Source organism: Streptomyces sp. ME19-01-6 (genome assembly GCF_033793745.1).
GTDB lineage: Bacteria > Actinomycetota > Actinomycetes > Streptomycetales > Streptomycetaceae > Streptomyces.
On record NZ_JARAXF010000022.1, the window covers coordinates 50887 to 75671 of the forward strand.

Annotated in this window: 18 protein-coding genes and 1 pseudogene; 7 read left to right on the plus strand and 12 right to left on the minus strand. The window is 71.7% G+C overall.

Annotated features, from left to right (window positions below):
* The first annotated feature begins 66 nt into the window (after window positions 1-66).
* The gene (locus PV419_RS36160; protein WP_319696222.1) at window positions 67-705 is read left to right on the plus strand and encodes an ANTAR domain-containing response regulator; all 639 of its coding nucleotides are present in this window, start codon (window positions 67-69) and stop codon (window positions 703-705) included.
* On the opposite strand, the gene PV419_RS36165 is transcribed toward PV419_RS36160, so the two are convergent.
* The 3 genes and pseudogenes from PV419_RS36165 to PV419_RS36170 form a co-directional block, all read right to left on the minus strand.
* Complete coding sequence (locus PV419_RS36165) at window positions 662-3640, minus strand: BTAD domain-containing putative transcriptional regulator (protein ID WP_415925456.1); 2979 nt, start codon at window positions 3638-3640, stop codon at window positions 662-664. The genes PV419_RS36160 and PV419_RS36165 overlap by 44 nt on opposite strands.
* 150 nt (window positions 3641-3790) lie before the next feature.
* Window positions 3791-4405, minus strand: a pseudogene (locus PV419_RS53510) (AfsR/SARP family transcriptional regulator); the annotation flags it as partial.
* Entirely contained in the window at window positions 4402-5196 is a 795-nt protein-coding gene (locus tag PV419_RS36170) for an AfsR/SARP family transcriptional regulator (protein WP_319696226.1), read from the minus strand. The pseudogene PV419_RS53510 and the gene PV419_RS36170, both read right to left, overlap by 4 nt.
* Window positions 5197-5623: 427 nt before the next feature.
* On the opposite strand from PV419_RS36170, the gene PV419_RS36175 reads away from it, so the two are divergent.
* Window positions 5624-5818: a hypothetical protein gene (locus tag PV419_RS36175; protein WP_319696228.1), complete on the plus strand. Its 195-nt coding sequence runs from the start codon at window positions 5624-5626 to the stop codon at window positions 5816-5818.
* 91 nt (window positions 5819-5909) lie between these two features.
* On the opposite strand, the gene PV419_RS36180 is transcribed toward PV419_RS36175, so the two are convergent.
* The 8 genes from PV419_RS36180 to PV419_RS36215 all read right to left on the minus strand — a co-directional run bounded on the left by PV419_RS36180 (window position 5910) and on the right by PV419_RS36215 (window position 15370).
* Window positions 5910-6626 (minus strand): ABC transporter ATP-binding protein, encoded by a 717-nt coding sequence (locus tag PV419_RS36180; RefSeq protein ID WP_319696230.1) that lies wholly within the window; start codon window positions 6624-6626, stop codon window positions 5910-5912.
* The gene (locus PV419_RS36185; RefSeq protein WP_319696231.1) at window positions 6623-7528 is read right to left on the minus strand and encodes an ABC transporter ATP-binding protein; all 906 of its coding nucleotides are present in this window, start codon (window positions 7526-7528) and stop codon (window positions 6623-6625) included. Before PV419_RS36185 ends, PV419_RS36180 begins: the two co-directional genes overlap by 4 nt.
* Window positions 7529-7533: 5 nt before the next feature.
* On the minus strand, window positions 7534-9273 hold the full coding sequence (locus PV419_RS36190; RefSeq protein ID WP_319696233.1) for an ABC transporter permease subunit: 1740 nt from the start codon (window positions 9271-9273) through the stop codon (window positions 7534-7536).
* Window positions 9274-9286: 13 nt separating this feature from the next.
* Window positions 9287-10219 (minus strand): branched-chain amino acid ABC transporter permease, encoded by a 933-nt coding sequence (locus PV419_RS36195; protein ID WP_319696234.1) that lies wholly within the window; start codon window positions 10217-10219, stop codon window positions 9287-9289.
* Between the two features lie 99 nt (window positions 10220-10318).
* On the minus strand, window positions 10319-11551 hold the full coding sequence (locus PV419_RS36200) for a branched-chain amino acid ABC transporter substrate-binding protein (protein WP_319696235.1): 1233 nt from the start codon (window positions 11549-11551) through the stop codon (window positions 10319-10321).
* Window positions 11552-11970: 419 nt separating this feature from the next.
* Window positions 11971-12405, minus strand: a complete 435-nt coding sequence (locus PV419_RS36205) for a hypothetical protein (RefSeq protein WP_319696236.1) — start codon at window positions 12403-12405, stop codon at window positions 11971-11973.
* A gap of 55 nt (window positions 12406-12460) precedes the next feature.
* The gene (locus PV419_RS36210) at window positions 12461-12982 is read right to left on the minus strand and encodes a hotdog fold thioesterase (RefSeq protein WP_319696384.1); all 522 of its coding nucleotides are present in this window, start codon (window positions 12980-12982) and stop codon (window positions 12461-12463) included.
* 93 nt (window positions 12983-13075) lie between these two features.
* Window positions 13076-15370, minus strand: a complete 2295-nt coding sequence (locus PV419_RS36215; RefSeq protein ID WP_319696238.1) for an FdhF/YdeP family oxidoreductase — start codon at window positions 15368-15370, stop codon at window positions 13076-13078.
* Window positions 15371-15496: 126 nt separating this feature from the next.
* Between PV419_RS36215 and polA the strand changes: the two genes are divergently transcribed.
* From polA to PV419_RS36240, 5 genes are all read left to right on the plus strand, one after another.
* Window positions 15497-18235 (plus strand): DNA polymerase I, encoded by a 2739-nt coding sequence (polA, locus tag PV419_RS36220; RefSeq protein ID WP_319696239.1) that lies wholly within the window; start codon window positions 15497-15499, stop codon window positions 18233-18235.
* Between the two features lie 164 nt (window positions 18236-18399).
* A complete protein-coding gene (locus PV419_RS36225) occupies window positions 18400-20181 on the plus strand; it encodes a lytic transglycosylase (protein ID WP_319696241.1) in 1782 nt (593 codons plus the stop codon).
* Window positions 20182-20365: 184 nt separating this feature from the next.
* Window positions 20366-20500 (plus strand): SPW_0924 family protein, encoded by a 135-nt coding sequence (locus PV419_RS36230; RefSeq protein ID WP_319696242.1) that lies wholly within the window; start codon window positions 20366-20368, stop codon window positions 20498-20500.
* A gap of 24 nt (window positions 20501-20524) precedes the next feature.
* A complete protein-coding gene (locus PV419_RS36235) occupies window positions 20525-21529 on the plus strand; it encodes a DUF3068 domain-containing protein (RefSeq protein ID WP_319696244.1) in 1005 nt (334 codons plus the stop codon).
* Between the two features lie 43 nt (window positions 21530-21572).
* Entirely contained in the window at window positions 21573-22118 is a 546-nt protein-coding gene (locus tag PV419_RS36240) for a hypothetical protein (protein WP_319696245.1), read from the plus strand.
* Window positions 22119-22137: 19 nt separating this feature from the next.
* On the opposite strand, the gene hrpB is transcribed toward PV419_RS36240, so the two are convergent.
* Window positions 22138-24723 (minus strand): ATP-dependent helicase HrpB, encoded by a 2586-nt coding sequence (gene hrpB / locus PV419_RS36245; protein WP_319696247.1) that lies wholly within the window; start codon window positions 24721-24723, stop codon window positions 22138-22140.
* Window positions 24724-24785: the final 62 nt, after the last annotated feature.

Below are 24785 nucleotides of genomic sequence, written 5' to 3' on the forward strand. Positions count from 1 at the left end.
GCGCGTCTACCTTACCGCAGCTAGGTAGGCTCATGGTGCCCGACCTGTTAAGGAGCGAGGAGCACGGTGAGCACCACTGACGCCCCCGACGCGCAGTCGCACGTCCCCCCGCACACCACCCGCGTGGTCATCGCCGAGGATGAGGCCCTCATCCGCCTCGACCTCAAGGAGATGCTCGAGGAGGAGGGGTACTCCGTCGTCGGCGAGGCGGGCGATGGCGAGACGGCCGTCGCGCTCGCTCAGGAGCACCGGCCCGACCTGGTGATTCTCGATGTGAAGATGCCGGTCCTCGACGGGATCTCCGCCGCCGAGCGGATCGCCGCCGACCGTATCGCCCCGGTCCTCATGCTCACCGCGTTCTCGCAGCGCGAACTGGTCGAGCGGGCCCGGGACGCGGGGGCCATGGCCTACCTCGTGAAGCCGTTCAGCAAGAGCGATGTGGTCCCGGCCATCGAGATGGCCGTCTCCCGCTTCACGGAGCTGAAGACGCTGGAGCAGGAGGTCGCCGACCTCGCCCAGCGCCTGGAGACCCGCAAGCTCGTCGACCGCGCCAAGAGCGTTCTGCAGACGCAGTACGGGCTGACCGAGCCCGCCGCCTTCCGCTGGATCCAGAAGACCTCGATGGACCGCCGGCTGTCGATGCAGCAGGTGGCCGAGGCCGTCATCGAGGACGCGGCGGAGAAGAAGCAGCAGCAGTCGGAGTAGCGGGAGCAGCAAGGGCGGGCTCGCCGAGCAGCGCCCGTACGTCCTCGGCCTCCGCCGCGCCCAGCAGCTCGTGGATGGCGAGCGCCTCGCGCCAGCAGGCGTGGGCCCGGACGGCATGGCCGATCTCCATCAGTGCCCTGCCGAGCACGGTCAGGACGGTGGCGCGCCGCCATTCGCCGCCGATGCCGCCCCGGATGAGGGCCTGCTCCGCGTGCGTGGCGGCCTGCGCCGGGCGGCCCATGGCCAACCATGCCTCCGCCAGCCGCTGATGGGCCATTCCCTCCCATAGCTGCTGGCGGTTCGCCACAAAGCGGTCGAGCGCGCCCGCGAGCTGTGCGACCGCTTCCGGGCCCTGCCCGGTCCGGGTCAGCGCGACCCCGAGGGCGTACTGTCCGTTGGCGAGGCGCAGGGTGAGTCCCAGGCTCTCGTACAGGGCGACTCCCCGCCGGGCCAGCTCGACGGCGCCGGCCGTACGGCCCAGCGCGAGGTGGACCTGGGACAGGACGCACAGCGCGTCCGCTTCGCCCGGCCGGTCGTGGGCGGCGCGGAAGGCCTCGATCGCCTGGCGCAGATGACCCTCCGCCTCGTCGACCCGCCCCAGGCTGAGCGCGGTGGTGCCGCGCTGGTTCAGGACGTGGCCGGCGATGCCGGCGTCCGGTGCCCGCAGGCCCGCGTTCCTGGCGAGCCGTGCCTGCTCGTCCGCCTGCTCGTACGCTCCCCGCAGGCTGAGTGCGAGGGACAAGGCGATCCGGGCACGGCCCTCGGCCTGGTGGTCCCCGGCGGCCTCGGCGGCTGTGCTGAGGGTGTCGGCGACGGCTTCGTACTGGCCGGGGTTGGCTCCGGACTCCACGAGGTCGGAGACGGTCAGGAGCAGATCGGCGGCGCGGCGCGGCATGGTGCCGGGGGCGGGGCCGGACGCGGCCTGGGCGACGCACGCGAGCAGGCAGCTCGCTTCGCCGTAGAGCCAGTCGAGTGCGGCGGTCCGGTCCGGGAAGTCGAGGCCCGGGTGGTCGGTGGGCGTCAGGTGGTCGACGAGGCGGTCACCGGGCCGCCCCAGGGCGTAGGCCCGGGCCGCCGTCGCGAGGTAGAAGTCGAGGAGGCGGGACAGGGCCGCGTCCCGCTCCTGCGGTGGCTCGTCGCGCTCGGCGCAGGCGCGCGCGTAGAGGCGTACGAGGTGGTGGTACCGGTAGCGGCCGGGGGCTGCGGAGTCCAGCAGTGAGGCATCGACCAGTGACTCCAGCAGATCCTCCGTGTCGAGCACGTCCATGTCGAGCAGGGCGGCCGCTGCCGGGAGGGAGAGATCCGGCCCGTCGGCCAGTCCCAGCAGCCGGAACGCCCGGGCCTGCCGGGGCTCCAACTGTTCGTAGCCCAGCTCGAAGGTGGCCTTGACCGCCAGGTCGCCCGCCCGTAGCTCGTCGAGCTGCCGTCGCCCGTCGGCGAGCTTGGCCGCCAGGACGGACACGGTCCAGGTGCGGCGCGCGGCGAGCCGGGAGGCGGCGATGCGGATGGCCAGGGGCAGGAAGCCGCAGGCTGCCACCACGTCCAGGGCGGCCTCGCGCTCCGCGCGCACCCGTTCTTCGCCGACGATGCGGGTGAAGAGGGTGAGTGCCTCCTCGGGACTCATCACATCGAGGTCGACGAGGTGGGAGCCGGCCAGGTCGACCATGCGGACGCGGCTGGTGATGATGGTGGCGCAGCCTTCGGTGCCTGGCAGCAGCGGCCGTACCTGGGCGGCGTCGCGGGCGTTGTCGAGGAGGACCAGGACGCGACGGCCGCCGAGGAGGGAGCGGAAGAGGGCGGCGCGGTCCTCCATGCCGTCGGGGATGTCGGAGTCGGGGGTGCCCAGGGAGCGCAGGAAGGAGCCCAGCACCGTCTCGGGGACGGCGGGGGTGGGGCTCGCGCCCTGGAGGTCGACGTACAGCTGCCCGTCGGGGAACTGGTGGCGCACGGCGTGCGCCAGATGGACGGCGAGCGTCGTCTTGCCGATGCCACCGATTCCGGCGACGGCCGAGATGGCCATGACCCCGCCCTCGGCCGTGGTGAGCTGTTCGCCCAGCTCGTGGACGAAGGCGTCGCGCCCGGTGAAGTCGGGGATGGTGGCGGGGAGTTGCCGAGGCACCGGCGGCGGGGGAGGCATGGCGTGGTCCGCCACCGCGACGGGGGTCGCGAGGGCCGAATCGGCCTGGAGGATGCGCTGCTGGAGATCACTGAGCTCCGCTGACGGGTCCACGCCGAGTTCGTAGGCCAGCAGCCGCCGGGTGTCGGCGTAGACGGCCAGCGCCTCGGCCTGCCGTCCGCTGCGGTAGAGGGCCAGCATCAGCAGTTCGCGCAGCCGCTCGCGCAGCGGGTGTGCGGCGGTCAGCGCGGTGAGTTCGGAGACCGCCTCGGCGTGGAGGCCGAGCTCCAGGTCGAGGGCGAGCCGCGTCTCCAGCAGCGACAGGCGCCATTCCTCGAGGCGGAGGCGCTGCCCCTCCGCGTACGGACCGGGCACGTCGGCCAGCGGTTCGCCGTCCCACCGCGCCAGTGCCTCGTTGAACAGCTCGCGGGCCCGCGCGCGGTCCCCGGCGTGTCGTGCTTCTTCCGCCTCGGCGGCCAGGTCCTGGGCCACGGCGAGGTCCAGGGCCCCGGCCTCGGTGCGGATCGCGTATCCGCCTGATTCGCTGATGAGTACGTCTGGCCCGAGGACCTTCCGCAGCCGTGAGGCGTAGGTTCGCAGCGCGGCGATGGCGGCGTGGGGTGGGTTCTCGCCCCATAGGGCGTCGGTCAGCTCGGGCGCGGTCGCGGTCCGGCCGCCGCGCAGCAGCAGTGCGGCGAGCAGCGCGCGCTGCTGCCGGGAACCGGTGCTGAGCTGCTCCTCGCCCCGCCAGATCCGGACCGGTCCGAGCACGGCGAAGCGCAGCTGTCCCGAGGGTCGCGGCTCGCGGGGCACGAGGATGGGCGGCTGGGGGTGTGGGGGAGCGGGGGCGGGGGGCTCGGCCGCCCGGGGCGGCGGCGTGGGTTGGTCCCCGGTGGCGGGGGTGGGGGACAGCTTTCGGAGGACGTCCAGCGCCTCTGTCGTGCGGTTCGCGTCGTGGAGGGCGCGGCCCAGTTGGGCGCGGAACGGCTCGTGGTGGGGGTGCTCGTCGGTGAGTGCGCGGAGCTCGGGGATGACTCGGCCGGGCCGGCCGAGCCGCAGGTCGGCCTCGATGCGCAGGGACAGCGCCTCCATGCGCTCGGCTTCCAGCCGCCGTGCGTGCGCGGCGAGGCGGGAGCCCGCGGCGACGCCGGCGAGGGCGGGGCCGCGCCACAGTTTCACCGCGGTGGCCAGCAGGTCCCGGGCGCGTTCGTAACGGGCCTCGCTCAGCCGGCTTCTGGCGTCGTCGAGCAGCGCGGTGAACCGGAACAGGTCTACGTGCTGGGGGTCGATCAGGAGGGTGTAGCCGATGGGGTGGGTAACCAGCAGGCGCCCTCCTGCTCCGGGCCCGCCCGCCTGGACGATGCGCCGGCGCAGCTGGCTGACGTAGGTGTGCACTTGGGATCGGGCGGTGGCCGGCGGGGAGTCGCCCCACAGTTCTTCGCAGAGCGTATCCACGGGTACGGGGTGTCCGCTGCGGAGCAGGAGGGAGGTGAGGAAGGTGCGGGCGCGCACCGAGGTGGGGGTGACGTCGGTGTCGTTCACGAGAAGTTCGACGGGGCCGAGGAGCCGTGCTTCGGTTCTCATGGGACGGCTCCGGCGCGGCCGGCGCTGTGGACGAGGCTGTCGCGCTGGTCCAGGAGCGCGGGGGGCAGCAGGCCGTATTCGCGCTCCCAGCGCTCGAGTTCGTCGGTCAGCAGCCGCAGGGCGCGGGTGTGGGCTCCGGTGGCGTGCAGGGCACGGGCCAGCAGGACGACGATGCTCTCGTCGCCGGGGTGATGGGCGTGGAGGTCCTGTAGTTCGGCCGTGGCGCGGGCGGCGGCGCCGAGGTGGAGCAGCGCGGCGGCGTGGCGCTTGCCGAGGTCGAGGCGGATTTCGGCGAGGCTGAGGCGGACGCTGCGGACGTAGGCGGAGGGCTGGAGGTCGGCGACGGGCTCGCCGCGCCACAGGTCCAGCGCGGTGTCGTAGTGGGTGAGCGCGGTGCGGGTGTCGCCGCTGCTCTGGGCGCTCTCGCCGTCCTCGAGGAGGCGGCGGAAGACGGCCGCGTCGACGGCTTCCGGGGCGCTGTGCAGGACGTAGCTCACCTGGTCGGGGGCGTGTCCGGGGTGGGTGGTCAGGAGCGGCGCGCCATCGGTGAACTGGCTCAGCAGCCGCCGCAGATGGCAGATGTGCACATGGACGGCCTGGGTGGCGGAGGCGGGGGGAGGGCCTGCCCAGATGCGCTCGCGCAGGGTGGCGATGGTGACGGCCTGTCCGGGCGAGAGCAGCAGGATGGCGAGCACGGCCCGCCGCTGTGGGGGGCCGAGGGTGATGTCCGTACCGTCGTGGGCGGCCCGGACAGGCCCCAGAAGCCCGAATTGAAGCGTTATCGCCCCCACCCCTCCCGTGATTGGCGATCGATGAAAGCCAGCCTAGCAGTACGCTTAGTGGACGTTAAGTGGCTGTAGAGCGGATGCAGAGCGGAAACAGAGCGGAGAGGGGAGAACGGCGAAGGACGCTGCCTCATCGGGACGTTCATCAATCGTCCATAGGCGGCGGGCACTCTAGTTGGCCAGTGCGCTTGCGACATGCCTAGTCCAGCGTGCGCTCAGGCAGGGCCTCCGGGGGTGGTAGCCCGGGGCGCCCTGCCTTGTTGTGCTTTCGGCTAACTCTGGCCTAACTGGGGTCACTTCGGCTACCGTCATGCCCAACTCGCCGCGTACAGCACGTGACTCCGGGCTCTCCTACCAAGGGTCCCGCGAGGAGTCCCCTGCCGTCCGCGTGCCGAGAGCTGGACTAGGCAGAGTCGAAGGAGAGTGTGCTGCGGTGTATCCGAATGCCTTTGTGTGGTTGCTGGCCGGGGTCGTGGTGATCCTGGCCTTCTTCGTACTGGTCGGCTATCTGGCCAGGGTGCTGAGGGCGGCGCAGCGGCTGCCCGGGGTGATCAGCGCCCTCGGGGTGTTCGTCGGGGTGCTGCCCGCGATCCTTTACGCGCTGTACCGCGTGGTCGGCGTGGCCTGAGCCGGAGGCTGCTGGCTCGTCGAGACGGGCGAGGGCCTGTCCGTACCGCGGTGGTACGGACAGGCCCTCGGGGTCGTGCGGGTGAGTGGCGTCAGTCCTCGCCCAGGTAGGCCTTGCGCACCGATTCGTCGTGCAGCAGCTCCGAGCCTGTCCCCGACAGCACGATCTTGCCGATCTCCATCACATGGCCCTGGTCGGCGAGCGACAGGGCGGCCTGGGCGTTCTGCTCCACGAGCAGGATCGTGGTGCCCTGGGCCTTCAGTTCGGCGATCGTCTGCATGATCTTCTGCATCATGATCGGGGAGAGGCCCATGGAGGGCTCGTCGAGCATGAGCAGCTTGGGGCGGGACATCAGGGCGCGGCCCATGGCGAGCATCTGCTGCTCACCGCCGGACAGGGTGCCCGCGGCCTGGGAGTGGCGCTCGCCGAGGATGGGGAAGAGGTCGTACGCCTTCTGGACGTCCGCGGCGATGCCGGCGGAGTCCTTGCGCAGGAACGCGCCGAGTTGGAGGTTCTCGGCGATGGTCAGGCGCGGGAAGATGTGCCGGCCCTCGGGGGAGTGGGCCAGGCCCAGGGCGACGATCTTGTGGGCGGGGATCCCGGTCAGCGGCTTGCCCTCGAAGCGGATGGAGCCGCCGAGCGGTTGGAGGAGGCCCGACAGGGTGCGCAGGGTGGTGGTCTTGCCCGCGCCGTTGGTGCCGATGAGGGTGACGACCTGGCCGGCCTCGACGGCGAACGAGATGCCCTTGACGGCCTCGATCTTGCCGTAGGCGACGCGCAGGTCCTCGACCTCGAGCAGTGCGGTCACTGTCCGTCCTCCGTACGTGCTGTGGTGCTCTTCGGGTTCCCGCCCGCCCCGGTGGACTGCTGGGCCTCGGCCGCTTCGACCTCGGCGGCCTCCTCCGTGCCCGGTGCGCCCTCGAAGGGGGTGCCGATGTAGGCGGCGATGACGCGCTCGTCGCTCTGGACGACGTCGGGGGTGCCCTCGATGAGCTTCTGGCCCTGGACGAGCACGGCGACGCGGTCGCAGAGGTTGAAGATGAAGCGCATGTCGTGCTCGATGACGAGGACGGCGGTGCCCTGGTCCCGGATGGCGAAGACGAGTTCCTCGGTGGCCCGGGTCTCCTGGGGGTTCATGCCGGCGGTGGGCTCGTCGAGGAGGAGCAGGCCGGGGTCGCTGGCGAGGGCCCGGGCGATCTCCAGCTTGCGCTGTTCGCCGTAGGGGAGGTTGCGGGCGAGGTGGTCGGCCTTGCCGGCGAGCCCGGTGAACTCGAGGAGTTCCATGGCGCGTTCCTTGGAGGCGGCTTCGGCGCGTTTGAAGCCGGGGCCGCGCAGAAGGGCCGACCACAGGCCCTCCTTGGTGCGGGTGTGGCGGCCGACGAGCACGTTCTCCAGGACGGTCATGTTGGCGAAGAGCCGGATGTTCTGGAAGGTGCGGGCGACGCCGGCCTGGGTGACCAGGTGGGGCTTGGGCGGCAGGACGGCGCCCTGGTAGGTGACGCTGCCCTCCGTGGGGACGTACAGCCCCGTCAGGCAGTTGAAGAAGGTGGTCTTGCCGGCGCCGTTGGGGCCGATGAGGCCGACGATCTCGCCGGAGTTGACGGTCAGGTCGACGGAGCGTACGGCGGTCAGTCCGCCGAAGCGCATGGTCACGCCGCTGGCGCTGAGCACAGTGGTGCCGGGCGCGGGGGAGGTGGTGGTGGTCGTCATGTCTGTCACGCCTCCGCCTTGGTGACGCCGACGGCGTTGCCGGAGAGCTGGGGCTGGTCGGGGACGTCTAGCTGGCCCGTCTCGTGGTATTCGAGCTGCTGACGCCGGTTGGGGATGATCCCTTCGGGGCGGAAGCGCATCAGGAGGATGAGCGCGACGCCGAAGGCGAGGAGCTGGTAGTCCTGGAGGAATTCCAGCTTCTTGGGGATCAGGAACAGGAGGGTGGCGCCGAGGAGGGGGCCGCCGATCGTGCCCATGCCGCCGAGGATGACCGCGGCGAGCAGGAAGGTGGAGTTGGGGGGCACGGGCCCGGCGAAGACGTACTGCTCGGGCACCACAGTGGTCTGGACGTGCGCCCAGACGGTGCCGGCGACACCGGCGAGGGTGGCGCCGAGGGCGAAGGCGATGAGCTTGACACGGAAGCCGTTGATGCCCATGGCGGTGGCGGCGGTCTCGTCCTCGCGGATGGCGACCCAGGCGCGGCCGATGCGGGAGTTGCCGGCGCGGCTGAAGACGAGCACGACGACGACTGTCACCAGCAGCATCAGCAGGAAGTAGTTGGCGTTCGAGTCGAGCGTGTGGCCGAGGACGGTGTGCTCGTCGTCGAAGTTGAAGCCGAAGATCTCCAGCGGGGGAATGTTGGGGATGCCGTCGGGGCCGTTGGTGACGGAGGGGCCGGAGTCGCCGTCCAGGTTCAACACTGCGAGGCGGAAGATCTCTCCGAAACCGAGGGTGACGATGGCTAGGTAGTCGCCGCGCAGCCGCAGGGTGGGGGCGCCGATGACGACGCCGAAGATCAGGGAGACGACGCCGCCCGCGATGACGGCGGCCCAGAAGGGGAAGTGGACGTCGATGGTGGAGGAGGTGGCTCCGGAGACCAGGGCGGCGGTGTACGCGCCGACGCCGAGGAAGGCGACATAGCCCAGGTCGAGGAGGCCGGCCAGGCCGACCACGATGTTCAGGCCGAGGGCGACGGTCGCGAAGATGAGGATGTTGACGCCGAGCTCGGTGTAGCTGGCCTTGTCCTGGGTGAACGGGAAGGCCACCGCGGTCACCAGGGCCGCGAGGAGGGTGACGGAACGGTACTTCGCGGTGAGCGCGCCCATGCGGGCGACGATCCCGGCCTTGAAGAGGGCGGCGGCGGCGAATCCCACGGCGATCAGATAGCCGAGGAACGGCTCGGGGTGGTCCGGGTCGGTCTGGATGCCGTAGTTGACGACGTAGAGCCCGATCGCGAAGACGGCGGCGATGATCAGGATCTCGGCCCAGGAGGGCAGCTCCGTCGGGCGCTTGAGCGGCCGGGTGTCGTTCGGGATCAGGAGGGCCGCGAGGGGGATCGCGCTGCCGATGGCGGCGACCCAGGCGCCGGGTTCCCAGTTGGCCAGGCCGCCGAGGTCGACGGCGATGGAGATGACCGTGAACCAGGTGGTGGCGAAGGTGCCGAGGGCTATCAGTCGCAGGGCCTGGGTGGAGCCGGCGGGGGTGAGCCAGCGCAGTCCGCGCAGGTCCATGGCGGCGAGCGCGAAGACGGTGGTGAGCAGGCCCAGCACCAGGGTGAGGATCTGCAGCCCGCCGGGGTAGCCGTAGAAGGTGAGGTCGCCGGGGAACTCGTCGGTCCAGGTCCAGGCGAGGAAGGTGGAGACGACGGAGGCGAGGCCGCCGACGGCGGTGATCGCGCGCACCATGGTGGCGCGTCCGCCCGTGTGGGTGTTCTCACCCGTGGTCTTGCTGGTGTCGGTGCTCATATGTGGTCCCTCCTCACGCCCGGTCCGCCACGCGTTCGCCGAGCAGGCCCTGTGGCCTGACCAGCAGAACGACGATGAGCAGGGTGAAGGCCCAGACGTCCTTCCAGGCGCCGCCGCCGAGCTGGTCCATGCCGGGGATGTCCTGGATGTACTTGATGGCCAGCGCCTCGGCGATACCGAGTACGACTCCGCCGAGCATGGCGCCGTAGATGTTGCCGATGCCGCCGAGGACGGCGGCGGTGAAGGCCTTGAGGCCGGCGATGAAGCCCATCTCGAAGTTGATCTGGCCGTACTTCAGCCCGTGGGCCAGGGCTGCGACGGCGGCGAACGCACCGCCGATGGCGAAGGCCATCACGATGATGCGGTCGGTGTTGATCCCCATCAACTTGGCGGTGTCGGGGTCCTGCGCGGTGGCCTGCATGGCACGTCCGGCGCGGCTCTTGGAGACGAACAGGCCCAGGGCGAGCATGCACAGCGGGGCGGCTATGAGGAGGAAGACATCGCCGCGCTGGATGTGCAGATTGCTGAAGATCTCCAGGGACTTGCCCTCGAACTGCGGGAAGCTGCGCGGCTTCTTGGCGTCCGGGTAGAAGGCCCAGACGGCCTGCTGCAGTGCGATGGACAGGCCGATGGCGGTGATCAGCGGGGCGAGCCTGGGTCCGCCGCGCAGTGGCCGGTACGCGAACCGCTCGGCGGCGGTGGCGATGGCCACCGAGGCGACGACGCCGCCGATGAGCATGAGGGGCAGGGCCAGGGAGAGCGCGGTGCCGCTGGGGAGCCAGATGTAGATGGTGAGGGCTCCGAAGCCACCGATCATGAAGATCTCGCCGTGGGCGAAGTTGATGAGCTGGACGATGCCGTAGACCATGGTGTACCCGATGGCGATCAAGCCGTAGAGGGCGCCAAGGGTCAGGCCGTTGACCAGCGTTTGCGGCAGTTCGTGCACCGCAGGGCCTCCGATGAGCGTGTCGGATATGGCACCGCGCGGGGGCGCTGTTGCGCCTCCGCGCGGCTGGGGGTCGATGGTGCGGGGCAGTCCCCGGGATCAGTCCTTGAAGGTCCGGCTCGTCTCGTCCTTCCAGGCGCCCTTGACGACCTCGTAGACCGTCAGCTGCTTGTTGGTGGTGTCGCCGTACTGGTCGAAGGAGACCTTGCCGGTCACGCCCTCGAAGGAGACCTTGTTCAGTGCTTCGGTGATCTTGGCGCGGGCGTCGTCGGGCAGCTTGCCGTCGTTGTCGTTCACCACGGTCTTGACGGCCTGGATGATCGCCCAGGCGGCGTCGTAGGAGTAGCCGCCGTAGGCCGCGTAGGGGTCCTTGTAGCCCTGGGCCGCGTAGTCCTTGACGAAGGCCTTGGCGGAGGGCAGCTTCTCGACGGGGTAGCCGACGGAGGTGGCGAAGTCGCCGTCGTTGCTGGTGCCCGAGGCCTTGATGAAGGCGGGGTCGTAGATGCCGTCGCCGCCCATGATCGGGACGTCGGCCCCGGCCTGCTTGACCTGGTCGGACAGGAGGCCGCCCTCGGGGTACTGGCCGCCGAAGTAGACCGAGTCGGCGCCGGAGGACTTGACCTTGGCGGCGATGCCGGAGAAGTCGGTCTCCTTGACCGTCAGGTGGTCGGTGCCGACGACCTTGCCGCCGAGGCGCTGGAACTCCTGGGCGAAGATCTTGGCGAGGCCGGTGCCGTAGGCCTGCTTGTCGTCGACGACGAAGACCTTCCGCTTCTTGGCGTCCTTGTAGTAGTACTGCGCGGCGAAGCGGCCCTGGATGACGTCGGTGGTCGCGGTGCGGAAGTAGGTCTTGAACGGCCGGGCCTTCTTGCCGGAGGCCCAGTCGTCACCCTGGCTGAGGGCCGGGTTGGTGTTCGCGGGGGAGACCTGGGCCAGGTCGGCCTTGGCGAACACACCCTGCATGGACTGGGAGACGCCGGAGTTCAGCGGGCCGACCGTGCCCAGGATCTCGTCGTCGTCGACCATCGAGGTGGCGTTCGTCTTGCCGGAGGAGGGCACGGCCTGGTCGTCGAATTCTTTGATCTTGAAGGTGACGCCGGGCACCTCGTTGTTCTTGTTGGCGACCTTGGTGGCGAGGTCGACCGAGTTCTTGATGCCCTGGCCGAGGGCGGAGAGGGAGCCGGTCAGCGGGGCGTCGACACCGATGACGACGGTGGTCTTCTTGTTGTCGCTGCTGCTGCTGTCGCTCTTGTCGCGAGACCCACAGGCGCTGAGGGTGAGCGCGCCCGCAGTGACCGCGGTCGTGATGATGAGCAAGGAACGGTGTCGCACGAGGAATCCTTTCCCTGGCCGGCCCCCTTCTTCTGGGTGCCGAGTCCTCGCCGGATGTCTGGAACGGCCGTGCGGATGTTCGGTTAACACCCGACGACGTGGTGACTGGCTGTGACTCTAGGCGCGTCACGCAGCGGGGGGCAGAGGTCCAGGCCATGATGTGACTGTCTTGTTATGCCACAAGTCACCGGGGCGTGTCCGTGTAGCGGAACGTAAGGGACGAATGGGGCATCTGACTGTAATCCATGTGGTCCGGATGCTGAGAATCTGCAGTTCCGCTAAGTAGTGCGAGGGGTCGGAGGGGGATGCGCGGACTGACGTGCGATCATGTACACGAAAAGATCAACAGTACAGTTCCCGGCCTAAGCCAATGCCTAGTTTCGCATTGCGCGATTGTTACGGAGTGTTACGTCCGGCGCTCATGACGGCGGGCGCCAGTTCTCCGAGCTGTGGGTCGCGCCGCGCTCGTCCGTGCAGCGCCGCAGGGTCTCCTGCCTGATCAGCTCCTTGGCGGCCGCGGTGCCGCGCCGCTTTCGCTCCGCGCGCGCGGAGCGCACGATGTCGTCGTAGATCTCGTACTGCTGGTTGGACAGCCCCTTCTGCTCCCAGTCGAGCCCGGCCCATTTGCTGCCCAGCAGGTCCTGCTCGGCCCAGTACGAGATGAGGTCGAAGCACAGCCGCACCGGTGAAGTGGCCTGGGCGGTGGGGCGGTTGGCCGAGGTGCGCGGGGCCGGGGCGGGGCGGGACTGTGGGCCGGCGCACGCGGTCGCGGCCGCCGTGAGCGTCAGCGCGAGGGCCCAGGCGGCGGCGGGACGGGGCCGCGCGCGGGTCGATCGGCGGGTTGCTGCCCCCATGGGAAAACGGTAGGCCCGCCCCGGCGGGGCGGGCAACGGTCCCGCGCGGCGGCCGTCAGTGCGCCGATCCGCCCTCGGGCTCGCCGACGTCGGTCACATCGGCCGACGCCTGGAACGCTCCGGGGTCCACCTCGCGCAGCATGCAGGTCAGTCGGGCCGAGCAGACACGCCGGTCCTGTTCGTCGGTGATGACGATCTCGTAGGTGGCGGTGGAGCGGCCGCGGTGGACGGGTGTGGCGACGCCGGTGACCAGGCCGGAGCGGGCCCCGCGGTGGTGGGTGCAGTTGAGGTCGACACCGACGGCGATCTTGGAGCTGCCGCCGTGGAGCATCGAGCCGATCGAGCCGAGGGTTTCGGCCAGCACCGCCGAGGCGCCGCCGTGCAGCAGCCCGTACGGCTGGGTGTTGCCCTCGACCGGCATCGTGCCCACCACACGCTCGGCGGAGGCCTCGATGATCTGCACGCCCATGCGGGTGCCGAGGTGTCCGGCGGAGAACAGCGCGGGGAGGTCCACGCCGAGCGCCGCGTACTCGTCGATGACCTCTTGCGGGAACGTCACACCGGTCTGCTCGCCCATGGGGTCCTGCTCCATTCGCTCGGGTGTCCTGCCGTCGTTCTGTCGATGGCCGATTCTTGCCGGTCGGCTGAGCAAACGCTTAGGCGGGGTCGGCTACCTGGGGTCGCTTGGTTCCAGGCGGACCACGACGGACTTGCTGGCGGGGGTGTTGCTGGTGTCGGCCGTGGCGTCCAGCGGGACCAGGACGTTGGTCTCCGGGTAGTAGGAGGCCGCGCAGCCGCGTGCGGTCGGGTAGTGGACGATCCGGAAGCCGGGCGCGCGGCGCTCGCTGCCGTCCGTCCATTCGCTGACCAGGTTCGCGTACGAGCCGTCGGCGAGGCCGAGCTCGCGCGCGTCCTCGGGGTGGACCAGCACCACCCGGCGGCCGTTCTTGATGCCCCGGTAGCGGTCGTCCAGGCCGTAGATGGTGGTGTTGTACTGGTCGTGGGAGCGGAGCGTCTGCAGCAGCAGCCGGCCCTCCGGAACCCGCGGGTACTCGATCGGGGCGGCGGTGAAGTTGGCCTTGCCGGTGGCGGTGGGGAAGCTGCGGGAGTCGCGCGGGGCGTGCGGCAGCGCGAAGCCGCCGGGCCTGCTCACCCGGGCGTTGAAGTCCTCGAAGCCGGGGATCACGGCCGCGATGCGGTCGCGGATCGTGCCGTAGTCCTTCTCGAACTCCTCCCAGGGGGTGCGGCTTTCCGCGCCCAGCACCCGCCGGGCCAGCCGGGAGACGATGGCGGGTTCCGAGAGCAGCCCGGGGCTCGCGGGCGCGAGGCGCCCGCGCGAGGCGTGCACCATGCCCATCGAGTCCTCGACGGTGACGAACTGCTCGCCGCCGCCCTGCAGATCGCGCTCGGTGCGGCCGAGCGTGGGCAGGATGAGCGCCCGCGCGCCGGTGATCACATGGGACCGGTTCAGCTTGGTGGACACATGGACGGTGAGGCGGGCGCGGCGCATCGCGGCCTCCGTCACCTCGGTGTCGGGGGAGGCGGCGACGAAGTTGCCGCCCATGGCGAAGAAGACCTTGGCGTGCCCGTCGCGCAGCGCCCCGATGGCCCGTACGACGTCCAGACCGTGCTCGCGGGGCGGGGCGAAGCCGAACTCCCGCTCCAGGGCGTCCAGGAAGGCCGGGGCGGGGCGCTCGAAGATGCCCATGGTGCGGTCGCCCTGCACATTGCTGTGCCCGCGCACCGGGCACACCCCGGCGCCGGGGCGGCCGACATTGCCCCGCAACAGCAGGAAGTTGACGACCTCTCGGATGGTGGGCACGGAGTGCTTGTGCTGGGTCAGCCCCATGGCCCAGCACACGATGGTGCGCTTGGAGGCGAGGACCATCCGCAGCGCCCGGTCGATCTCGGCCCGCTCCAGGCCCGTGGCGCGCAGGGTCTCGTCCCAGTCGGCGGCGCGGGCCGCGGTGGCGAACTCCTCGAACCCATGGGTGTGCTCGCGTATGAACTCCTCGTCGACCGCGCCCGGGGTGGTCTCGGCGGCCTCCAGGATCAGCCGGTTCAGGGCGCGGAAGAGGGCTTGGTCGCCGCCCAGCCGGATCTGCAGGAAGAGGTCGGTGAGCGCGGTGCCGGCGCCCACCAGGCCGCGCGGGGTCTGCGGGTTCTTGAACCGCTCCAGGCCTGCCTCGGGCAGCGGGTTGATGCTGATGATCTTCGCGCCGCCGGCCTTCGCCCGCTCCAGGGCGGAGAGCATCCGCGGGTGGTTGGTGCCCGGGTTCTGGCCGGCCACGATGATCAGATCGGCCTGGTGGAGGTCGTCCAGCAGCACGCTGCCCTTGCCCACGCCGAGGGTCTCGGTCAGCGCCGAGCCGGAGGACTCATGGCACATGTTCGAGCAGTCGGGCAGGTTGTTGGTGCCGAATTCGCGGGCGAAGAGCTGGTAGAGGAAGGCGGCCTCGTTGCTGGTGCGCCCCGAGGTGTAGAAGACGGCCTCGTCGGGGGAGGCGAGGGAGGCCAGTTCCTCGGCGATGATGTCGAAGGCGCGCTCCCAGGTCACCGGCTCGTACGACTCGGCGCCCTCGGGCAGGTACATCGGCTGGGTGAGGCGGCCCTGCTGGCCGAGCCAGTAGCCGCTGCGGGTGGCGAGGTCGGCGACGGGGTGTGCGGCGAAGAAGTCGGGGGTGACGCGGCGCAGCGTCGCCTCCTCGGCGACGGCCTTGGCGCCGTTCTCGCAGAACTCGGCCTTGTGGCGCTTGTCCGACTCGGGCCAGGCGCAGCCCGGGCAGTCGAAGCCGTCCTTCTGGTTGACCTTGAGGAGGGTGAGCGCGGTGCGGCGCACGCCCATCTGCCGCTGGGCGATGCGCAGGGTGTGGCCGATGGCGGGCAGTCCGGCGGCGGCGTGCTGCGGGGCGGCCACCTCGGGTGCGTCCTGCACCGGGTCGCCTGCGGGCGGCTTGGCTGCCATATCGCTTCTCCCTACGCGCTCGGAGACCAGGTCCTCACTCCTTGAGGTCCGATCCTTTCATGGCGCAGCTGGTTCTCGGGCGGGAGGCGGGGAGCGTTGTCGGTGGGGCGTGGCAGGATCGGGGGCGTGGCAGAGAAAGCATCGAAGAAGACCGCAGCGCCCGCGACCGCCGACCGTGCGGGAGACCGCCCCCGGCTGCTCCTGCTGGATGGGCATTCCCTGGCATATCGGGCGTTCTTCGCGCTGCCGGCGGAGAACTTCAACACCACCACCGGCCAGACCACCAACGCGATCTACGGCTTCATCTCGATGCTGGCGAACACGCTCCGTGATGAGCAGCCCACGCATCTGGCGGTGGCGTTCGACGTCTCGCGCAAGACCTGGCGCTCCGAGCAGTTCACCGAGTACAAGGCGAACCGCTCCAAGGCGCCCGACGAGTTCAAGGGGCAGGTCGAGCTGATCGGCGAGCTGCTCGACGCGATGAACATCACCCGCTTCGCGGTGGAGGGCTTCGAGGCCGACGACATCATCGCCACCCTCGCCACCCAGGCCGAGGCCGAGAATTTCGAGGTGCTGATCGTCACCGGCGACCGCGACTCGTTCCAGCTGGTCAGCGACCATGTCACGGTCCTCTATCCGACGAAGGGCGTCTCCGAGCTGACGCGGTTCACCCCCGCCAAGGTCGAGGAGAAGTACGGCCTCACCCCGCGGCAGTACCCGGACTTCGCCGCGCTGCGCGGCGACCCGTCGGACAACCTCCCCGGCATTCCGGGCGTCGGGGAGAAGACCGCGGCGAAGTGGATCAACCAGTTCGGCTCCTTCGCGGAGCTGGTGGAGCGGGTCGCCGAGGTCAAGGGCAAGGTCGGCGACAAGCTCCGCGAGCACCTGGAGGCCGTCAAGCTCAACCGCCAGCTGACCGAGCTGGTGCGGGACGTCGAACTGCCCGTCGGCCCCGACGGCCTCAAGCGCGTTCCGTACGACCGGCAGGCGATGTCGGTGATCATGGACGCGCTGGAGTTCCGCCACCAGAACTTCCGGGACCGGGTCCTGGCCGTCGACCCCGGCACTGCCGAGGAGGAGCCCGCGGCCGCGGCCCCCGGCGTCGAGGTGGACGGCGTCGTGATCGGCTCGGGCGACCTCGCCCCCTGGCTGGAGCGGCACGGCGCCGAGCCGCTGGGCCTGGCCACCGTCGACACCTGGGCGCTGGGCAGTGGCAGCGTGAGCCAGATCGCCCTGGCCACCGCCTCCGGCCCCGCCGTCTGCTTCGACCCGTCGGCAGTGGACGAGCCCGACGAGCGGGCCTTCGCCGACTGGATCGCGGACCCGGGCCGGCCGAAGGTGATGCACGACGCCAAGCGCGTCATGCGGGTCTTCGACGAGCACGGTTGGACCGTGGCCGGGGTCGCCATGGACACCGCGCTCGCCGCCTATCTGGTCAAGCCCGGCCGCCGCTCCTTCGCGCTGGACGCCCTGTCGGTCGAGTACCTGGGCCGCGAGCTGTCCCCGGCCGCCGCCGCGGAGAGCGGGCAGCTGGCCTTCGGCACCGACGAGCAGGCCGAGCAGGACGCCCTGATGACCCAGGCCCGGACGATCCTGGACCTCGGTGAGGCGTTCGGCGAGCGGCTCGCCGAGGTCGGCGCGGTCGAGCTGCTGCGCGATGTCGAGCTGCCGATCTCCGCGCTGCTGGCCCGCATGGAGAAGGCGGGCATCGCGGCGGACCGGGACTGGCTGGACCGCATGGAGCAGCAGTTCGCCGGGGCCGTGCAGCAGGCCGTCAAGGAGGCACACGCCGCGGTGGGCCATGAGTTCAACCTCGGCTCCCCCAAGCAGCTCCAGGAGGTGTTCTTCGGCGAGCTCGGCCTGCCCAAGACCAAGAAGACCAAGACCGGGTACACGACGGACGCGGACGCGCTGGCCTGGCTGGCCACCCAGACCGACCACGAACTCCCGGTGATCATGCTGCGCCACCGCGAGCAGGCCCGGCTCCGCTCCACCGTCGAGGGCCTGATCAAGACCGTCGCCCCCGGCGGCCGTATCCACACCACCTTCAACCAGACCGTGGCGGCGACCGGCCGGCTCTCCTCCACCGACCCCAATCTGCAGAACATCCCGGTGCGCACCGACGAGGGCCGGGCCATCCGGCGTGGCTTCGTCGTCGGCGAGGGCTTCGAGTCGCTGCTGACCGCCGACTACAGCCAGATCGAGCTGCGCGTCATGGCCCATCTGTCCGAGGACGAGGGCCTGATCGAGGCGTTCACCTCCGGTGAGGACCTGCACACCACGGTCGCCTCCCAGGTGTTCGGTGTGCCCAAGTCCGGGGTGGACCCGGAGATGCGCCGCAAGATCAAGGCGATGTCGTACGGACTGGCGTACGGGCTGTCGGCGTTCGGCCTGTCCCAGCAGCTGGGCATCACACCGGACGAGGCGCGCAAGCTGATGGACACCTTCTTCGAGCGGTTCGGCGGGGTGCGCGACTATCTCCAGCGGGTCGTCGACGAGGCCCGGGCCACCGGCTACACGGAGACCATGCTCGGCCGCCGCCGCTATCTCCCGGACCTCAACAGCGACAACCGCCAGCGCCGCGAGATGGCCGAGCGCATGGCGCTCAACGCGCCGATCCAGGGCACAGCCGCCGATATTGTGAAAATCGCGATGCTTCGGGTGGACGAGGCGTTGACGGAGGAAAAATTGTCGTCGCGGATGCTGCTCCAGGTGCACGACGAAATCGTGCTGGAAGTCGCCCCGGGGGAGCGGGAGCGGGTGGAGGCCCTGGTGCGCCGGGAAATGGCCGGAGCCTTCCAGCTCCGGGCCCCGCTGGACGTGTCCGTAGGGGCCGGACCGGACTGGGAATCGGCGGCGCATTAGGGCTGTTCGCGAACCGGGCCTCGGAACAGGGGGCCCGGACGGACCGCCGCCCTGGGGCGATACGGGCGGTACGTACCGGTAGCTGCGGGGCGGCAAGTTGTCGTAGTGTCACGAGGATTGACGTGGGGGAGCGCGCGCAGTGCTCGACAGGGAGGGACATACGCATGGCACCGCATATCGGCCGACGACTGCGCAAGGGAGCGGCCACGACGGCGGTGGCGGCGGTCGTGATGGCCGCTCTCACCGCCTCGCAGGCCCCTGGATTCGCCGGTACGGCCCGGGATCGGCACCACGACAGCGCGGATGAGACGCCGGCACCACCGTCGTCCGACGCCCCCATCGACGGCGGCTCGTCCTACCACACCGATCTGCCGCCCCTGCAGAAGCCCGGCAAGCCCGGTGCCTCCGTCGACCTGCCGGGGCTGCCGGACGGCGCCGCGGCCGCCGAGGCGGGCATACCCGCGAGCGTGCTCGACGCGTACAAGAAGGCCGAGGCGGCCCTCAAGGAGTCCAGGCCCGGCTGCAACCTCCCCTGGCAGCTGCTCGCCGCGATCGGCAAGGTCGAGTCCGGCCAGGCGCGCGGCGGCCGGGTCGACGCCGACGGCACGACGTACACGCCCATCCTGGGCCCGGTGCTCAACGGCAACGGCTTCGCCAGGATCACGGACACCGACGGCGGCGCGTACGACGGGGACTCCACCCACGACCGCGCCGTCGGGCCCATGCAGTTCATCCCGTCCACGTGGGCCACCTGGGGCCGGGACGGCAACGGCGACGGCGCGAAGAACCCGAACAACGTCTACGACGCCGCGCTCGCGGCCGGCGCGTATCTGTGCGCCGGCGACCGCGATCTGTCGGTCAAGGCCGACCTGGACCGGGCGATCCTCGGGTACAACCACTCCCAGGAGTATCTGGCCACCGTCCTGTCCTGGTTCGAGTACTACAAGAAGGGCACCCACGAGGTGCCCGACGGCGCCGGCGTGCTGCCCGACCCGGACAAGAACAACGGAGGCTCGGGCGGCGGTAAGGACCACGGCGGCAGCGGCTCGGAGAGCCCTACCCCGCTCCCCGACCCGACCCCGGGCGGCGGCGACGGCTCCACCCCCGAGCCCCCCGCGACCGGCTCCGGCGAGGTCGAGACCCCCGCCCCGGAGACGCCGTCCCCGGAAACCCCCGCCCCGTCCACCGTCTCCCGGCTCAAGGCCGTCGGCGCCACCGAGCTGACGGCCACGGCCGGCACCGAGTTCGCCGACAAGCCCAAGGTCCGCGCCGAGACCGCGGCCGGCAAGCCGGTCGCGGGCGTGCGCGTGCAGTACGAGATCCGCGGCGAGACCGACGCACGCTTCCCCGGGAACGCGACCCGCGTCTCCGCCTTGACCGGCAGCGACGGCACCGCCACCGCCCCGGCGCTGCGCGCGGGCGAGACCGCCGGCTCCTTCACCGTCCGGGTCACGGTCGTGGGCCGCACGGTGACCGCCGCTGACTTCGCCGCCACCGTCAAGGCCCGCCCCGCCCCGCAGGCCGACGCGCTGGCCCGCGCCGACGACAAGGCCCTCAAGGCCGAGACCGGCGGCTCCTTCGCCGACGCGGTCGCCGTCAAGGCCACCTACAAGGGCAAGGCCGCGGCCGGTGTGGCGGTGACCGCCACCATGATCGTCGACGATGCGGCGAAGGCGACGGACAAGCCCACCGAGAACGACAAGGGCCCCTACTTCAAGGGCGCCCTGGGCATGCCCGTCCGCACCCTGACCACCCTGAAGACGGACGCCAACGGGCAGCTGATCCTCCCCAAGATCTACACCGACGACCACGCGGGCACCTTCCTGCTCCGCCTCACCACCGCCGACGGCGTGGCCCTGACCATCGAGCTGACCGTCACCGAGCCCGCGGCCCAACCCACGGACCAGCCCACGGCCGAGCCCACATCTCAGCCCACGGCCCAGTAACCGGCCGAGGCCACCGAGCACCACCCCACCGCCCCTGCGCCCCCACCGGGCCAGGGGCGGTGCGACGTCCACGCCCACGCGTTCTCGCCTTCGTGTTCTCATCTCCGCCCCCCGTTGCTACGGTGCCCCAACCCTGACGCACCGTCAGGGCGTCCCGTACGCCGCAGCAACCGGAGGCTGAGACATGCGCGCCCTCGCCGCCGCCGCGATCGGACTGGCCGCCGCCCTCGCCCTCGTCTTCACGGTGACGGCCATCGGCGCCCCCAGCGGCAAGACCTCCCCCAAACCGCTGCTCACCACCGTCCCCGAGCACCCCTGAGCCCCGAGGGAGGGACATACCGCCATGCGCCGCAAAGCCAGCCTGGTGCTGCTCGCCTTCGCCGTCTTCTTCGCCGCCCTGTCGCCGCTGTTGCGCTGGTACGCCTTCCCCCGGCTGGCCAAGATCCCGCCCAGCGAGTACCAGACCGCCGTCCTCGAGGCCAAGCCCGCCGTCCTCCTCGACTACGGCACCATGCAGCCGAAGAAGGTCTCCAAGGTCAGCATCGTGCAGACGCTCCGCGGAAACGTCGCCGCGGCGAAGAAGGCGGGGAAGGCGGCCGGGCGCGATGTCGTCGTCTGGGACGCCCTGTCCTACATCGCCGGGCCCGACGGCAAAATGGTCTCCAAGATCCCCGAGCGCTATGTCTTCGACGCCCACTCCCAGGACCCCGTGCACCAGGGCGGCGAACACGTCGACGGGGACCCGGTCCGCCGGGAGGGCATCGAATACAAGTGGCCCTTCCTCACCGAGAAGCGCGATTACACCTACTTCGACGCCCAGACCAGGACGTCCGCGCCCATCCACTACAAGGGCACCCAGAACTTCCGAGGCCTGAAGGTCTACTACTTCGAGCAGACGATTCCCTGGACCAAGGTGAAGCTGCCGAAGATCATGCCGGTCGAGGGCGTCACCCCCGAGACCGTCCACAAGGCCGGCACCACCCGCTGGTACTCCACCAAGCGCATGTTCTGGGTCGAGCCCACCACCGGCGCGCCCGTCAAGGGGGAGGAGATCCACCGGGAGGAGCTGCGCGGCGGCACGCTGCTCGGCGGCCGCGACAAGGTGACCGTCTTCTCCGGCCATGTGAAGATGCGCGAGGACTACATCGAGCACACCGTGAAGATGGTCAAGTCCCAGCGGCAGCTGGTCCTCCTGCTCACCACCTATCTGCCCTGGGGCTTCCTCGCCCTCGGCGCCGGGCTGCTGACACTCTCCCTGGTGCTGGAGGCCCGCGGTCGCCGCCCGGGCAGCGGCACCGGGGCCCGCGACGAGTCCCCGGTCCCCCGGCCCGTACCCGCCCCGGTGTGACCGGGCCGGCGGGACTGTCAGTGCACGCCCGTACCGTACGCCCATGCCTACCAGCACCTGCCTGCCCAGCCCCGAACTCGCCGACCAGCTCGTCGAACTGGCGCGCCTGGAATGGACGCCCGGCGCCACCGCGGCCGCCGCCGAACGCTTCGGCTGGACGCCGGTGCAGGACGAGGAGTGCCACCTGCCGTTCTGCTACTACTACGAGGCCGACGACTTCGACGAGGAGCTGGCCACGGGCGGGCTCAACGGCAACATCGACTGGCTGGAGAAGCACTACGCCCACGACCCCGGGTGGCGCTTCGAGCGCGACAGCGGACGCGCTCACTTCGATGCGCAGTGGCGCGCCGCCGTCGCCCTGTTCACCCAGCGGCTGGGGAAGCCGGAGGTCACCGTGCGCCACGAGAAGGGCAAGTCGCCGTGGTACTACGCGGCGTGGCGCTGCGCGGGGAACGCGCTGGTGGTCGGCCAGTGCACGGACAGCGGCTCGTATATGACCTTCGAGCAGGCGCTCGTCTGGATCGCCCCCTACCCGGCCGGGCGGCCGTTCCCGGGGGCGGGCGGGTTCGACAGCCTCATCGAGTGCTGAACGGGCCCCGCGCCGGGGCTCAGCGACGGGAGTTGGTACGCCGCGTCGGCTCGGCCGCCGCCGGGTCCTCCGGCCACGGGTGCCTGGGATACCGGCCGCGCAGCTCGGCGCGCACGGAGCGGTACCCCTCCCGCCAGAAGGACGCCAGATCGGCCGTGACCGCGGCGGGGCGCCCGGCCGGTGACAGCAGGTGGACGAGGAGCGGCACCCGCCCGCCCGCGATCCGGGGCGTCTCCTGCCACCCGAACAGCTCCTGCAGCTTGACGGCCAGCACGGGCTGCTCCTGGCCGTAGTCCACCCGCACCCGCGAGCCGCTGGGGACCCGCACCCGCTCGGGGGCCAGCTCGTCGAAGCGCGCCGCGTCCCCGGTCGCCCAGGGCAGCAGCCGGGCGAGCGCCTGACCCGTGTCCGCGCGCTCCAGGTCGGCCCGCCGCCGTGCCCGGTCGAGCTCCGGGCCCAGCCACGCGTCCAGCTCCGTCAGCAGCGCCGGGTCGGACACATCCGGCCAGGGGCCGCCCAGCTCCCGGCGGAGGAAGGCCAGCCGCTGCCGGAGGACGACCGCCTCAGCGGGCCAGCGCAGCAGCCCGAGCCCCTCGGCGCGCAGCCCGTCCCGCAGCGCGGCGCGCACCAGCCGCGGATCGGGCGCGGCCAGCGACCGTGCCGCCAGCTCCACCGCCCCCAGCCGCTCCACCCGCCGCGCCACGACGTCCCCGCCGGACCAGCCGACCTCCTCCCGCTGCTCGTACAGGGCCGTCGCCGCGATACGAGCCGTCTCCTCGTCCACGACGGCCGCGAGCCGCACCCGCGCCGACGCCGCCGAGACGGGCCGGTCCGCGACAGCCACCGCCAGCCACGGCGCGTCCCGCAGCCGAGACCCCTCACCGAGCTCCGCGCCGGTGCCCGACGCCATGAGATACGCCCGCTCGCCCCGCCGCCGCGCCACCCGCTCAGGAAACGCCAACGCGGCCACCAGCCCCGCGACGGCGTCATCGCTCACCGGACCCGCGCCACGGGCGTCCGGCGCGTGCCCCGAGGACCGCAGCGCGCTCAGCGCGCTCTCAAGGCGGCGCGCCTCCTGGCGCCAGCGGGCGGCGTACGCGTCCGTGCCGCGCCGGGCGGCGCGCCACGCGGCGGCCAGGTCGTCGCCGTACTCCCTGGGCGGCTCCTCGCTGAGCAGGGCCACGGCCTCCGCCGCACGGCGCGCGCCCACCTCTGGCGCGCCGTCCAGCAGCGCCCGCGCGAGCCGGGGGTGGAGGCCCAGGCGGGCCATGCGCGTGCCCCGGTCCGTGGCCCGCCGGGCCCCGTCCACGGCGCCGATCGCGGTCAGCACCTCGCGCGCGGCGGTCAGCGCACCGCCCGGCGGCGGGTCGAGCAGCGCGAGGCCGGAGGCGTCGGGGTCTCCCCAGCACGCCGTCTGCAGCGCGAACGCCGTCAGGTCCGCGACGCTGATCTCCGGGGACGGGAAGCGCGGCAGCCGGGCGTCCTCGGCCTCCGGCCAGCAGCGGTAGACGGTGCCCGGTGCCTCGCGCCCGGCCCGGCCCGCCCGCTGCCGGGCCGCGGCCCGTGAGGCGCGTACGGTCGTCAGCGCGCTCAGGCCGCGCGCGTGGTCCATCCGCGGCTCGCGCGCCAGCCCGCAGTCCACGACGACCCGTACGCCCGGGACGGTCAGGCTCGACTCGGCGACCGAGGTCGCCAGGACCACCCGCCGTGGCGCCGTCGATCCCGCGCCCGCGAGCACCGCGTCCTGCGCGGCGGCGGGGGCGCGCCCGTGCACCTGCAGCACCTCCGCGTCGGCGCCGCCGAGCAGCCCGGCGACCCGCGCGATCTCCCCGACGCCCGGCAGGAAGCACAGCACGTCCCCCTCCCGCTCGCGCAGCGCCCGCCGCACCACCGCCGCGACGTGGTCGAGCAGGGCGGGGTCCACCCGCATCCCGTGCGGCGGGCGGAGGGGGCGCGCGGGCGGCGCCCACACCACCTCGACCGGATGGGACACGCCCTCGGCGGACACGACCGGCGCCGGCTCGCCGTCCGCGCCCAGCAGCCGGGCCCAGCCCTCCGCGTCCGTGGTCGCGGACGCGGCGATCAGCCAGAGGTCGGGCCGCAGGGTGGCCCGTACGTCCAGCAGGAAGGCGGCGGCCGTATCGGCGTCCAGGTGCCGTTCGTGGCACTCGTCGAGCACCACCGCGTCGACCTCGGCGAGCTCGGGGTCGCGCTGCAGCCGCTGCAGCAGCACACCGGTGGTGACCACCTCCACGACGGTCTCGCGGCTCACCCGCCGCTCCCCGCGCACCGTGAATCCGACCCGGCCGCCCGTCGCCTCCTCGCCCAGCAGCCACGCCATCCGCCGCGCCGCGGCCCGCGCCGCGATCCGCCGTGGCTCGGCGACCAGCACCCGTCGCGGGGGCCCGCCGGCGGGGCCCGCCGCCCCGGCGAGCTCCAGGGGCACCAGTGTCGTCTTGCCGGTCCCGGGCGGGGCGCACAGCACCGCAGCGCCCCGGTCGTCGAGCGCGCGCCGCAGGGCGGGCACGGCATCGCGTACGGGAAGCGCTTCGAGCGCGGTGATGCGGGGCGTACGGGGCGCGCTGGGCGTACGGCGGACGGTCATCGGGTCATCCTGTCAGTCGAGGGGACGCGGCCCGCCGGGCGCGCCCGCCCCGCCTCGCCCGC